This is a genomic window from Pseudoalteromonas luteoviolacea CPMOR-1, from assembly GCF_001625685.1.
Lineage (GTDB): Bacteria > Pseudomonadota > Gammaproteobacteria > Enterobacterales > Alteromonadaceae > Pseudoalteromonas > Pseudoalteromonas luteoviolacea_K.
The window spans coordinates 1-12,735 of record NZ_AUYC01000029.1 but is presented as its reverse complement, the minus strand read 5'-3'; the positions used below and the strand labels follow the sequence as shown (position 1 = coordinate 12,735).

General features: G+C 44.6%; 12 protein-coding genes and 1 riboswitch. Of the genes, 9 read left to right on the top strand and 3 right to left on the bottom strand.

All coding sequences use genetic code 11. From position 1 onward, the window contains the following. Positions 1 to 36 precede the first annotated feature (36 nt). Entirely contained in the window at positions 37 to 2,151 is a 2,115-nt protein-coding gene (locus N473_RS11910) for a TonB-dependent receptor (RefSeq protein ID WP_063368106.1), read from the bottom strand. Between the two features lie 107 nt (positions 2,152 to 2,258). Here N473_RS11910 and N473_RS11905 point away from each other — a divergent pair, with 107 nt between their 5' ends. The 8 genes from N473_RS11905 to N473_RS11870 all read left to right on the top strand — a co-directional run bounded on the left by N473_RS11905 (position 2,259) and on the right by N473_RS11870 (position 9,771). Continuing rightward, positions 2,259 to 2,648 (top strand): acyl-CoA thioesterase, encoded by a 390-nt coding sequence (locus tag N473_RS11905; protein WP_063368190.1) that lies wholly within the window; start codon positions 2,259 to 2,261, stop codon positions 2,646 to 2,648. Between the two features lie 97 nt (positions 2,649 to 2,745). Beyond that, positions 2,746 to 3,153, top strand: a complete 408-nt coding sequence (locus N473_RS11900; protein WP_063368105.1) for an META domain-containing protein — start codon at positions 2,746 to 2,748, stop codon at positions 3,151 to 3,153. 32 nt (positions 3,154 to 3,185) lie between these two features. Further along, a riboswitch (TPP riboswitch) is annotated at positions 3,186 to 3,287 on the top strand. Between the two features lie 179 nt (positions 3,288 to 3,466). Continuing rightward, entirely contained in the window at positions 3,467 to 5,419 is a 1,953-nt protein-coding gene (gene thiC / locus N473_RS11895; protein ID WP_063368104.1) for a phosphomethylpyrimidine synthase ThiC, read from the top strand. A 50-nt stretch (positions 5,420 to 5,469) separates the two neighbouring features. After that, entirely contained in the window at positions 5,470 to 6,492 is a 1,023-nt protein-coding gene (locus N473_RS11890; RefSeq protein ID WP_063368103.1) for an FAD-dependent oxidoreductase, read from the top strand. Then, the gene (gene thiS, locus N473_RS11885) at positions 6,489 to 6,686 is read left to right on the top strand and encodes a sulfur carrier protein ThiS (protein ID WP_063368102.1); all 198 of its coding nucleotides are present in this window, start codon (positions 6,489 to 6,491) and stop codon (positions 6,684 to 6,686) included. The genes N473_RS11890 and thiS overlap by 4 nt, the downstream gene beginning before the upstream one ends. Beyond that, entirely contained in the window at positions 6,687 to 7,484 is a 798-nt protein-coding gene (locus N473_RS11880) for a thiazole synthase (RefSeq protein WP_063368101.1), read from the top strand. Positions 7,485 to 7,501: 17 nt separating this feature from the next. Then, positions 7,502 to 9,022 carry a bifunctional hydroxymethylpyrimidine kinase/phosphomethylpyrimidine kinase gene (gene thiD, locus N473_RS11875; protein ID WP_063368100.1) on the top strand — a complete coding sequence of 507 codons (1,521 nt, stop codon included), beginning with the start codon at positions 7,502 to 7,504 and terminating at the stop codon, positions 9,020 to 9,022. Beyond that, positions 9,019 to 9,771 (top strand): HesA/MoeB/ThiF family protein, encoded by a 753-nt coding sequence (locus N473_RS11870; protein ID WP_063368099.1) that lies wholly within the window; start codon positions 9,019 to 9,021, stop codon positions 9,769 to 9,771. Before thiD ends, N473_RS11870 begins: the two co-directional genes overlap by 4 nt. Before the next feature lie 62 nt (positions 9,772 to 9,833). On the opposite strand, the gene asd is transcribed toward N473_RS11870, so the two are convergent. After that, entirely contained in the window at positions 9,834 to 10,700 is an 867-nt protein-coding gene (asd, locus tag N473_RS11865) for an archaetidylserine decarboxylase (RefSeq protein WP_063368098.1), read from the bottom strand. A gap of 87 nt (positions 10,701 to 10,787) precedes the next feature. Beyond that, a complete protein-coding gene (gene rsgA / locus N473_RS11860; protein WP_063368189.1) occupies positions 10,788 to 11,840 on the bottom strand; it encodes a small ribosomal subunit biogenesis GTPase RsgA in 1,053 nt (350 codons plus the stop codon). A gap of 174 nt (positions 11,841 to 12,014) precedes the next feature. Between rsgA and orn the strand changes: the two genes are divergently transcribed. After that, positions 12,015 to 12,560 carry an oligoribonuclease gene (orn, locus tag N473_RS11855; RefSeq protein ID WP_023397748.1) on the top strand — a complete coding sequence of 182 codons (546 nt, stop codon included), beginning with the start codon at positions 12,015 to 12,017 and terminating at the stop codon, positions 12,558 to 12,560. Positions 12,561 to 12,735: the final 175 nt, after the last annotated feature.

The window sequence follows — 12,735 nt, the reverse complement described above, 5'->3', positions numbered from 1 at the left end:
GCAGTGAAAAAACGGCGCTTACAGCGCCGTTTTTTATTAAAGCGTATAGTTAAACGTTAAACCATAAACGCGAGGTTCTCCATACTGCACATATGTGTCAGTGACCCAACCATTTCTCGGGTCATTACCGAATTGGAAACCACGTACGGGTACGTCTCTGTCCGCTAAGTTTCTTCCCCATGCTGTTAGGCTCCAGTTATCACTGTAGTAAGAAACACTGGCATTGATCAGATTTTGGTTCGGTGCTTGAGAATCATGACTATCAGAGAAGAAGTAGTCATCTTTTCCTTCAAGCCCCAGCTGTGCACTTATGTTGTCTGTCACGTCATAGACAAAGGTGAAGGCATATTGATATTTAGGGGACTGCGCTTGTTCTCGGCCATCAAAATCATCGCCATTGACGGTAATGAAATCTTCAATCTTGGTATCTAAATAACCCAGGCTGTATTGAAGTGAGAGCGCATCAAGTAGCTGGCTAGTACCTTCGATCTCGAGACCGTAATTTCTGCCTTTGCCCGCATTGCTGATGAAACCGGCAAATTGCACGCCCTCTAGCTGCCACTGCTTTAATTGCATGTCTTCTCTGTGCATATAAAATGCGCTGAGATTTAAAGTATGGCGTTTGTCTTCAGATTGGCCTTTAACACCAAATTCAAAGTTCCATAGGTACTCTGGGTCGAACGTGAAGCCTGATTGTGGAATCGTGATGCCATCATCTTTGGCTTTAGCGAGGGCTTCACCGTTCACACCACCCACTTTGTAACCGCGGTTTAAGCTGGTATAAATCATTGTTTGGGGTACAACTTGGTACTCAAGTGCAACTTTGCCGCCGACCATGGTATCGTCTGTATCCAAGTTGAATGCATTGCTATCCATGTAATCGCTTGAGTAAGATTCAACGCGAATACCTGTGATTAATCTGACATCGTTTTGTAGCTCTGTAACCTTGTGGGCAAAAAGTGCGTGGTTTTGTGTTTCAAAGTTAGATTTAAACTGTGCAGGGAGATCACCATGTTTGCCTCTTTGGCGGTCCAAGTCGACATCATGTCTGCGACTTACTACGCCAATGACCCAAGATTTATCTTTGCCTTTCACTCTGACTTCCACAGCGCCTCTTTCATGATCTCTAGTATATGCATCAAAGTATTGACCATAATAAGCGATATGATCTGGGTGTAGACCTGCTTCACACAGTGTTGGCTGCGCGGTATCTGCACAGACCCAGTCTTCATCATAGCTATATACAGTATCTGCTTGCAGGCCACTGGTGAGTATTTCAATGTCGACAGAAGATAAGCCTGTGTAGTCAGCTGTGAAAGAAAATGCATCACTTTGTTGTGTATCTTGTCCTGGCTGGCTTGCAACGCTCTGACGTGTGTTGTCTAAGGTAAAGCCATCATAACCATTTTCAATATCAATGTGATGATAGACAAAACCAAAGGTTAAATCCTCGCTCGCGGTATAGTTGAGCTTGAATCTAGCGATGCTTTCATCTAAATCTTGCGTGTCATCGCTTAAATACACATTATCGACAAAACCGTCGGATTGTTTTTGATAAATACTGGCACGTGCCGCAATCGTGTCAGTTAGACCTGCACCGACAGCAATTCCTGCTTCGTGTGTACCGTAATTGGCAGCACCCAACTTGAGGTTGAGACTTGGCGTTTGAGTTGGCGAGTTTGAATGAATATCAATAATTCCGCCCATGGCATCCGCCCCAAACTTGGTACCTTGTGGGCCGCGATAAATTGCTACCTGATCTGCATCAAATAATAATGCGCTGCCACCTAGGCCCGAGTAATTAATATTGTCGATTAATACACCGACACTTGGGGTGATTGGGTCGACAAACTGTGAACGAAGGCCAACCCCACGAATTTGCACAAAGCGGCCTCGAGAGGCACCCGCAGTAAAGTTCACATTTGCGGCACTGTTTAGGATCTCATCTAGGTAGCTCGCACCACGCGTTGAAATCTCGGTTTCACCAAAAACGGATGCACTGGCACTCAATGTTTGTAGAGATTCTTGCTGAAAATCGCCAGTCACCTCGATGGTTTCAATGCTATTTTTTTCCGTTGAGGCTACGTCGTCAGCTGAGCTAGAAAATGCCACCATCAGACCCATTGTGAGTAAAGAGAGTTTTAATTTCATTCGTTTATATATGTCCCGTGTTATTTGCGCACTAGTTTAGCAAAAGCCCGACCAGATCACTGAAAATTTGTGATATAAACTTTTGCAATCTAATTTGAGGACGAATGATGACGTTTAAAGTTGACTTTAAAGTAAGAGATTATGAATGCGATCTCCAAGGGATCGTAAATAACAGTGTCTATTTTAATTATCTAGAACATGCACGACATGAGTTTTTGGCACATAAAAATATTGATTTTGCTGCATTGGCTGAGCAAAAAATAAACTTAGTCGTTATTCGTTCGGAAATGAATTACAAAGACTCACTGCGTCCTGGTGATGCGTTTTATGTTGAAGTTGAAGTGGAAAAAGTCGGTAAACTGAAGTTTGCATTTCATCAAAAAGTACTAAGAAGCCGAGATGATAAATTGATGTTGGATGCTATCGTAACAGGTACATCTGTCAATGAGCGCGGTCGTCCGTTCCTACCTCAGGAAATTGAACAACTATTTTCGTAATTTTTAGCAAGATAGGCAATTTATTACATATTTTTACTGCCTATTATGGTGAGCCAAGCGTTATAATTAGCGCTAATTATCAAACGATTGGTTTACCATGAAATATTCCTTTTTATTATGCTTATTGAGTGTGGTGTTGATGGGATGCTCAAGTACAGGGACGGTAAACACAGATGCACTCAAATATTCAAGTTGGCAGTTTGTATCAGAAGATATAAGTGCCGAAACTCAGCCTATACAGTTCGAATTTTTAGATGCTTTTCGAGTGAACGGTTTTGCCGGTTGCAATCGCTTTTTTGGTCAGGGTGAAATCAGGGAAGGACAATTGTTCGTGTCGAATATTGGCATGACTAGAAAACTCTGTGATGAAGTGACGAACAAACACGAAGCTGCATTTCTTAACTTATTGCAAGTGGGAGCGCCATTGCAATATAGCGAAAATGAATTAATCCTCAGTGGGGACGTCAAGTGGCGTTTTAAATCGGTGAAAGGTCACTTTGACTAATGGGGTGACATTCAGTAGACTTTGTCTCAATTCGTTACTTGTCGGAGTGCCCTAGCGGGCTGAGATCGCTGTATTGCGGGATCCGTGGACCTGATCAGGTTAATGCCTGCGTAGGGAACAAGCTGCTTTAATGGTTGTACCAAAGTGTGTATGGATGTTAAAGCTGCCAAGTTTGTTAGCGTCGTGCTAGTAAATTTATCCACCAATTTCACTTTGCTGTCTGCGTATTATTACGCCGTCATGTTCAGTGAGCCCTATCTCTTCCAGTTTTTGGAATTCTGACAAGACACCTTAACTAACAATGAGGCATGTCATGTCAAATAACAGTAGCAAGTTGTCACGTCGCGAGTCACGCGAAGCGGCTTCAGAATTTATTTATAACCTTAAAGGCCAACCTTTTCCAAATTCAAAGAAAATCTATGTTGATGGAGAGCAAGATGGTGTTCGTGTTGGGATGAGAGAGATCTCATTGAATGACTCTTTTGTTGGGGGCACAGAAGAAGAACCTGTCTATGAAAAAAATGAGCCAGTTCGAGTGTACGATACATCAGGCCCTTATACAGATCCTGAGTTTACGTTAAACGTCCGTGAAGGTTTACCAAAGTATAGAGAGAATTGGATCGTCAACCGTGACGACACAGAGTTGCTTGATTCAGTAACCTCAAAGTTTTCTCAGCAACGTATGGCGGATGAAGGTTTAGATCATATTCGTTTTGAAAACCTACCTAAGATACGTCGTGCAAAGCCGGGCAAGAACGTCACGCAAATGCACTATGCGCGTCAGGGTATTATTACACCTGAAATGGAATTTGTTGCGATCCGTGAAAACATGGGCCGTGCAAAAATCCGTGAAGAGTTACTTGCTGAGCAGCATGAAGGTCAGTCTTTTGGTGCAGAGATCCCAGACTTTATCACACCAGAATTTGTTCGTTCAGAAGTGGCGCGCGGTCGAGCGATAATTCCAAACAATATCAACCACCCAGAATCTGAGCCTATGATTGTAGGGCGCAACTTTTTAGTGAAGGTGAATGCCAATATTGGTAATTCATCGGTCACGTCATCAATCGAAGAAGAAGTAGAAAAGCTAGTTTGGTCAACGCGTTGGGGCGCTGATACCGTGATGGACCTCTCTACAGGCCGTTATATCCATGAAACCCGCGAGTGGGTAGTACGTAACTCGCCAGTACCAATTGGTACCGTACCTATCTACCAAGCGCTTGAAAAGGTAAATGGGGTTGCAGAAGATCTGACATGGGAAATTTTCCGCGATACCTTAATTGAGCAAGCAGAGCAAGGCGTTGACTACTTTACCATCCATGCAGGTGTGCTTCTACGTTATGTGCCTATGACGGCAAAACGTGTCACCGGTATTGTGTCGCGTGGTGGTTCAATTATGGCGAAGTGGTGTCTTGCACATCATAAAGAGAATTTCCTTTACACGCACTTTGAAGACATCTGTGAAATCATGAAGCAGTATGATGTCTGTTTCTCATTAGGTGATGGTTTGCGCCCAGGTTCCATTGCAGATGCCAATGATGACGCGCAGTTATCTGAGCTACGCACTTTAGGTGAGCTGACAAAAATCGCGTGGGAGCATGACGTGCAGGTCTTTATTGAAGGTCCAGGCCATGTGCCAATGCACATGATCAAAGAGAATATGGATGAGCAATTAAAGCACTGTCATGAAGCGCCTTTCTATACACTTGGCCCACTGACAACGGATATTGCCCCAGGTTATGATCATTTCACTTCTGGTATCGGTGCTGCGCAAATCGCTTGGTATGGTACAGCGATGCTGTGTTACGTAACACCAAAAGAGCATTTGGGCTTACCGAACAAAGAAGATGTAAAAGAAGGCTTAATTACCTATAAGATTGCTGCACATGCTGCTGATTTAGCCAAGGGTCACCGTGGTGCACAGATCCGTGATAATGCGTTATCTAAAGCGCGCTTTGAATTCCGCTGGCATGATCAATTCAACTTGAGTCTTGACCCGGAAAGAGCCTTGTCTTACCACGATGAAACGCTGCCACAAGAGTCAGGTAAGGTAGCGCACTTCTGTTCAATGTGTGGACCTAAGTTCTGTTCGATGAAAATTACCCAAGATGTGCGTGACTACGCAAAAGAACTAGAAGCGCGTGGTATTGACCCGAATAACGTGGGTGATGCAATTGAAATTAAAATGGTTGATGTTGAAGCTGAAATGAAAGCGAAATCAGAAGAGTTTAAGAGCACTGGTTCTGAGATTTATCACAAAGCTATTTAACTTTATAGCGCTACAGCTTAGTGCTGTAGCGCACAACAACTGGAATTCTCATGACAGAGTACGGAGCAAAACCATCCGTTGCTATCGTTGGGTTTGGCTTAGTTGGCAGGGTCGCAGCATTGGCGTTGATGGACCGTTATCAACTCACCATTTTTGAAAAAGATCCGCAAGATGCGCAAACGGGGGCCGGTACTTTGGCCGCCGCCATGCTAGCGCCTTTGGCAGAGTCGGTGATTTGTGACCGAGCACTTGCTGAGCAAGGCTTGAAAAGTATTGCTCTGTGGCCAAGTTTACTCGAAAAGTTAGACACCTCAGTGTTTTTTCAGCAACAAGGGAGTTTGATTGTTGCTCATCAACAAGATAGAGGCGATCTTCAAAGTTTTGAACAGCGTTTAAAACCTTTGGGTGAACATCAAGCAAAACGGGTGAGTCAACCTGATATTGCCGCATTAGAGCCTGAGCTTGGCAGCAAATTCAACCAAGGACTGTTTTTACCCTGTGAAGGGCAATTAGATAATTTAGCTTTCTTTACAAGTAGTTATGAGACACTGTACCGTCGCGGTGTCAATTTTCAGTTTACGCAAACTGCCGTAATTGAAGCAGGTAAAGTCAATGGTCACGCATTTGATTGGATCATTGATTGTCGAGGAGTAGGTGCCAAGCAAGATAAACCGGGACTGCGCGGCGTGCGTGGTGAGGTGGCGCGTATATTTGCACCAGAGGTAAATTTACAACGTCCTGTGCGCTTAATGCATCCGCGTTACCCTATCTACATTGCACCTAAACCAAATCATCAATATGTGATCGGTGCAACTGAGATTGAATCTCAAGATGCGAATGAGATCACTGTACGCTCTACCTTGGAGCTATTATCAGCGGCCTATACGGTGCATAGCGGTTTTGCAGAGGGGAGAGTGATGTCCTTAAATGCTGGTTTGCGGCCTGCATTTGTCGATAACCATCCACATATCGAAGTTCAAAATAATGTTATTTCAATTAACGGTTTATATCGACATGGGTATTTACTTGCGCCCGTTGTTGTACAGCAAGCACTTTCAAAGGGGCTACTATGAATTTAACTTATAATGGCGAGACTATTTGTGTTGAAAACGCACAGTCTTTGCAGCAAATCATCGTCAGTAAGGGAGCTAAGCCGCCATTTGCAGTGGCACTCAATGGGCAGTTTGTACCCTCAGCTAAGCTTTCTGATACCATGCCTAATCAGGGTGACAGCATTGAAGTGCTTTCACCTATTCAAGGAGGCTAGGTGAATAATTCAAACTCAGAACAACTTAATATCTACGGTGAATACTTTAATAGCCGTTTATTAATAGGCTCTGCACTATATCCTTCACCGCAAATTATGCAGCAAGCGATACAAAGCTCAGGGGCGGATATCGTGACCGTGTCACTGCGTAGACAAAACTCAGTTTCAGCGGGCGAAGACTTTTGGCAGTTGATAAAAGAAACTGGACTGAAAGTGCTGCCTAATACGGCGGGCTGCCACAGTGTGCAAGAAGTCGTTACTTTAGCGCAGATGTGCCGAGAAGTTTTTGATACCGATTGGATAAAGCTAGAGCTGATCGGTGATGAATATAATTTACAGCCGGATCCTTTTGGTTTGCTTGAAGCGACGGATATTTTACTGAAAGAAGGCTTTAAAGTATTACCCTACTGCACTGATGATCTCGTGCTATGTCAGCGATTGGCAGATCTTGGCTGTGAAGTGTTAATGCCATGGGGGGCACCCATTGGGACTGGTAAAGGGCTCATTAATGCGTATAACTTGAAGACCATTCGTGAACGTTTACCTGAGCAAACCTTGATTGTGGATGCCGGTCTTGGATTACCTTCGCATGCTTGCCAAGCTCTCGAATTAGGTTACGATGCCGTGTTATTAAACAGTGCTGTTGCCGGTGCCGGTGATCCGGTCAAGATGGCGGCGGCATTTTCTCATGCTGTGGAAGCGGGTCGTATGGGCTATGTTGCACAAGCAATGCCTGAAAAAGAGGTTGCAGCGCCTTCAACGCCTACTATGGGCATGCCTTTTTGGCATCAAAATTAAGAAAATTAGGAGTCCAAGTGTCAAAAGTTGTATGGAGTATTGCTGGTTCTGATTCCGGTGGTGGTGCAGGTGTGCAAGCAGATTTAAAAGCGATGCACAGCTTTGGCGTACATGGCTGCACTGCGATCACGGCATTGACCGCACAAAACAGTCTAGGTGTAGAGTCTTTAAATGCGGTATCAACTGAAGTCATAGAAGCGCAGCTATTGGCGCTTGAGTCGGATATGCCTGCTGCGGTCATAAAAATTGGTATGTTGGCCAATGTGCAGCAAATTCAACTGGTTGCAGAGCATCTAACACGCTATAAAGCACGTTGGGACACGCCACCTGTGATTGTATATGACCCTGTAGCGATTGCGACCAGTGGTGACTCGCTCACAGAAGAAGATACTGTTGAGGCTCTAAAAACTCACTTATTGCCTTTAGTGGATGTGATCACGCCAAATACCCATGAAACGCAGTTATTGACGGGCGTCTATTTGATCGGACCTGAAGCGGTGCGGGAAGCGGCCCAAAAGCTGTTGTCATTTGGAGTGAAGTCTGTGGTGATTAAGGGCGGACATTGGGATTACCCTAAAGGTTACTGCATTGATTACTGTTGGCATCAAGAGGAAGAATATTGGCTGGGCAATGAGTCTGTCAATACACCGCATACACATGGTACTGGATGTAGCTTGTCCTCGGTAATTGCGGCCTGTTTGGCAAAAGATTATCCACTCAAAGATGCTTTTATTTTGGGTAAAGCGTATATCAACGCAGGGCTTAAAGCGGCTAAGCGCTATGGCGAGGGAATTGGGCCCGTCGCACATACTCATTTCCCCGAATCTATCGAGGATTATCCTCAGGTGATTGAGCCTGGCAGTTGGCTGGGCGATGAGCTTGAATTTTTGGTACCTGATGAGTATAACTACGCCGCTGGGTTTACACCCATTGAAGGCGAGTTAGGCCTGTACGCGGTGGTGGATACTGTTGATTGGGTTGAACTTTGCTTAAAGAATGAGGTTAAAACAGTTCAATTACGGATAAAAGATGCTGACTCTCCTACCCTAGAGCAGGATATTGCCAAAGCAATTGAGCTTGGCAACACCTATGGTGGTCGCGTGTTTATTAACGATCACTGGGCGCTTGCGATAAAACATGGTGCGTACGGTGTGCATTTGGGTCAAGAAGACTTAAATGTCGCGGATTTAAATGCCATCAAACAAGCTGGTTTAAGGTTAGGGCTCTCGACGCATGGTTTTTACGAAATGCTACGCGCACACAACTATCGCCCAAGCTATTTGGCCTTTGGCGCAATTTACCCAACAACCACAAAAGATATGACTGGCCAGATCCAAGGCTTGGAAAAACTGCGTCACTTTGTGCCTCTCATGCGTTCTGAATATCCGACAGTTGCTATTGGTGGTATTGATTTGGTTCGCTCCAGCGAAGTTGCCGCGACGGGCGTTGGCAGTGTCGCTGTGGTTCGTGCCATTACCGAGGCGCAGTCACCTGAACAAGCGATTATCGACCTTAAGCAGGCTATAGGCGAGCAATGAGCGAAGAATTAAGCGATAGAGAGCGGCTGAGATATAGTCGCCACATCTTGTTAGACAAAGTGTCAGAAACGGGTCAAAAACAGCTTAAATCGGCGCATGTAGCAGTCATTGGCTGTGGAGGGCTCGGTAGCCCGGTGTTATTTTATTTGGCAGCCAGCGGCGTTGGTACCTTGTCATTTTATGATGATGATCAGGTTGAGCTGTCTAATCTTCAGCGTCAAATATTGTATAAGGTTAATCATTTAGGGCAGGACAAAAGTCTTGCTGCTAAAAAAGTGTTGGCCAGTTTGAACAATGATATTCAACTTAACCCGCATAATCTTCGCCTTTCTAAAGACAACATTGAAGCGCAATTGAAAGAGGTTGATTGGGTGGTGGATTGTAGTGACAACTTCACCACACGTTATTTACTCAATCAATATTGCTTTGATAATGGCAAAGTGTTGATCTCGGGCGCAGCGCAAGCCACCAGTGGGCAATTTGGCTTTTTCGATTACCGTGAACAAAGTGCGTGTTATGCATGTTTATTTCCCGAAGCTGAGCAGGGCAGTGAAGGGCTTAACTGTCAGAATGCAGGGGTGATGAGCCCACTACTGGGCATGGTTGGTTCAATGCAAGCACAAGCGGTGTGTAATGCGATATTAGGTTTGCAAAAAAGAGAAAGCTTTTTTGTGAGTATTGACGCGTTAACGCTGATGCAAAGACGGTTTACTCTAGCGAAAGATCCCACTTGTAAGGTGTGTAATTAAACTCATTTTTGCGAAGTGTAGGTGAAGATAATAAAAAGGCCCAGAGCGGGCCTTTTTAGTTGTTATTGATTAATGGTGGCAAATGGCGTGCCCATTCTTGTTACTGTTTCTGGCTGTTGATCTGCTAGGAATTCCGCAGTGTCTGCACCCCACGATAAAATCACGGTTGAGCCCAGCTTAAAGCGGCCCATTTCATCGCCTTTTTTCAATTTAATGGCTTGCGGCCCTGTCGTTGGGTAATCCCAACTAAAGACATCTTTGCCTGCAGGTGGCGTGACGGTGCCTGCCCACACTGTCTCAATGCTCGCTACGATGGTGGCGCCCACTAATACCATTGACAATGGGCCAATGTCGGTATCAAAAATGGCGACTACACGTTCGTTGCGTGCAAATAAGTTTGGTACATTTTGTGCCGTTAGAGGGTTAACCGAAAATAAATCACCAGGCACATAGATCATCTTTTTTAACACGCCATCTACTGGCATATGAATGCGGTGATAATCTTTTGGTGCCAAATAAATAGTCGCGAACTTACCACCTAGGAAAGGTGCAACATCTTGCTCGTTACCACCTAATAGCGTTTGCAAGCTGTAATCATGGCCTTTTGCTTGAATGATCTGACCATCAACTACATCGCCAAGTTGGCTGATTGCACCGTCAACAGGATGGGCAATGATATGCTCTTCAGTGGCTAACGGACGAATACCAGGCTTTAGCGGGCGAGTAAAAAACTCATTAAACGTCTTATAATGCGCAGGATCTTCGTGCAATGCCTCGGTCATATCAATTTTATATTGCTTGATGAATAGCTTGATCAACTGAGTTGTCAGTGCGCCAGCTTGGGCTGCAGCGAGTTTACCCACTAAACGTGATACTGCATGTTTAGGTAGCGCATATTGCAGAGCAATTTTAATTTTATCCAAATTCACATTATTTTCCTGAAGTCTCTGCCAAGTGCACCGTCGCTGCCATTGGCGTTATTTACATAAATTATCTAAAACCGGTAACGGATAATATCAAACTCTTGGCGCGCGCGCACCTGCACGGCCATCGGCCATTGACTCTAAAATACGGTGATAGCTATCAAAACGCAGTTCACTGATTTTGCCCTGTTCAACAGCTTCTGTGATCAAACAGCCTGGGTCGTTAAGGTGTTTACAGTCTCTAAATCGACAACCACCGATGAATTCTCTGAACTCTTTAAAACACCAGGTAACGCGTTCTACTTCCAAGTGCCACAGGCCAAACTCACGGATCCCCGGGCTGTCGATAAGGTTACCGCCAGTTGGTAAGTGATGAAGTTTAGAAACTGTGGTTGTATGCTGTCCTAAGCCACTGTTTTCTGATACTTCTTGAGTTAAGATATCTGCATCAGGCAAAACTGTGTTAACCAGCGTAGATTTGCCGACACCGGATTGACCAACAAATATGTTGTTTTTGTCCTTTAATAACTCTTTAAGCTCGTCGATACCCTCCCCTGATTTATTACTGACAAGCAGCACGCGGTAACCTAATTCACGGTAGATATCGAGCACCTCATCGACATATTCGAGACCTTCAGGGTCTAAAAGGTCAATTTTATTAAGCAGTAAAATAGGCTCGATACCCATATCCTCACAGGCAACTAAATATCTGTCTATGATCTGCGGGGTGAATTCCGGCACGACCGCGGAGACCATTAATATTTGGTCGATGTTCGCGGCCACGACTTTTACACCGTCATAAAAGTCTGGACGTGTTAGCTGCGTGCGCCTTTCTTCTACGGCTTCAATTACGCCGGCTAAGTCGCCTTCACTGACTTTCGCGCGACGGAAAATGACATTATCACCGCAGACAAGACTGTTCACGGTACGGCGGATATTACAGCGCAGTACTTCGCCATCTTCTACTTCAATATCTGCGTGCTGACCAAAACGGCTTACAACGATAGCCGGCTCGGTGGGGCCGAGGTTGTCTGATTGCCACTGTAATTCAGCGGTTTCATTATGTTTGGCTTTAGCCAAACGCTTCTGTTGGTTGGCCTTAATCCGTCTGGATTGGCCATGACTGAGTTTTTTTCGTTTTGCCATATCTGTAAACTCACGAGACGAATTATTGCGAATGATTGGTGTATAAGCCATTCATAGGCTATAACTCAATAAAAATGCCCCGCTTTGTAAAAAAAAGCTTTTGGTCGAGTGATGAAGCTAATATGATATATCTAATTGCATTGGATCTAAAGGAAAGTACCGTTAAGGTAGTGTATGTCTTTTCATGAATCAAACTTGGTCTGGCTCGACCTAGAGATGACAGGGCTAGAACCTAAAACAGATAAAATTCTCGAAATTGCAACTGTGATAACAGATTGCGATTTAAATGTGCTTGCTGAAGGTCCAGTGATTGCCATTCATCAAAGTGATGAGTTGCTTGATAATATGGACGAGTGGTGTACAAACCAACATGGCCGCTCAGGGCTAACCGCGCGTTGTAAAGCGAGTACGTTTAGCGAAGCAGACGCGATAGCGCAAACTCTCGACTTTTTGAAGCAGTGGGTGCCACCGGGTAAATCACCTATGTGTGGTAATTCCATCGGGCAGGACCGTCGTTTCCTTCACAAGTATATGCCGGAACTTGAGGCATACTTCCATTATCGCAACCTTGATGTGAGCACGATTAAAGAGCTTGCAAGGCGTTGGCGACCTGAACTTTTAAATGATATCAAGAAGAAAAGCTCGCATTTAGCATTGGACGATATCAAAGACTCCATTATGGAGTTGAAGGTTTATCAAGAAAAATTCTTCAATTTATAAAAAAAGCTTGCAAAGCATTTTGTATCTTGTAGAATCCTGCCCCGCTTGAAACGACAAGCTTTTAAAACTAAGAGCGGGTTTTTTTGAGTGGGTTTTGTTAAGACAAAACTATGAAGCGGCACTAGCTCAGCTGCTAAAACGTTAGACGCGACCTGTCGCGCTCCAGCGGACAATT

Excerpts from the sequence above, each read along its gene's own strand:
- N473_RS11910 (WP_063368106.1), bottom strand. The coding sequence starts at position 2,151 with ATGAAATTAAAACTCTCTTTACTCACAATGGGTCTGATGGTGGCATTT.
- N473_RS11905 (WP_063368190.1), top strand. The coding sequence starts at position 2,259 with ATGACGTTTAAAGTTGACTTTAAAGTAAGAGATTATGAATGCGATCTC.
- N473_RS11900 (WP_063368105.1), top strand. The coding sequence starts at position 2,746 with ATGAAATATTCCTTTTTATTATGCTTATTGAGTGTGGTGTTGATGGGA.
- thiC (WP_063368104.1), top strand. The coding sequence starts at position 3,467 with ATGTCAAATAACAGTAGCAAGTTGTCACGTCGCGAGTCACGCGAAGCG.
- N473_RS11890 (WP_063368103.1), top strand. The coding sequence starts at position 5,470 with ATGACAGAGTACGGAGCAAAACCATCCGTTGCTATCGTTGGGTTTGGC.
- thiS (WP_063368102.1), top strand. The coding sequence starts at position 6,489 with ATGAATTTAACTTATAATGGCGAGACTATTTGTGTTGAAAACGCACAG.
- N473_RS11870 (WP_063368099.1), top strand. The coding sequence starts at position 9,019 with ATGAGCGAAGAATTAAGCGATAGAGAGCGGCTGAGATATAGTCGCCAC.
- rsgA (WP_063368189.1), bottom strand. The coding sequence starts at position 11,840 with ATGGCAAAACGAAAAAAACTCAGTCATGGCCAATCCAGACGGATTAAG.
- orn (WP_023397748.1), top strand. The coding sequence starts at position 12,015 with ATGTCTTTTCATGAATCAAACTTGGTCTGGCTCGACCTAGAGATGACA.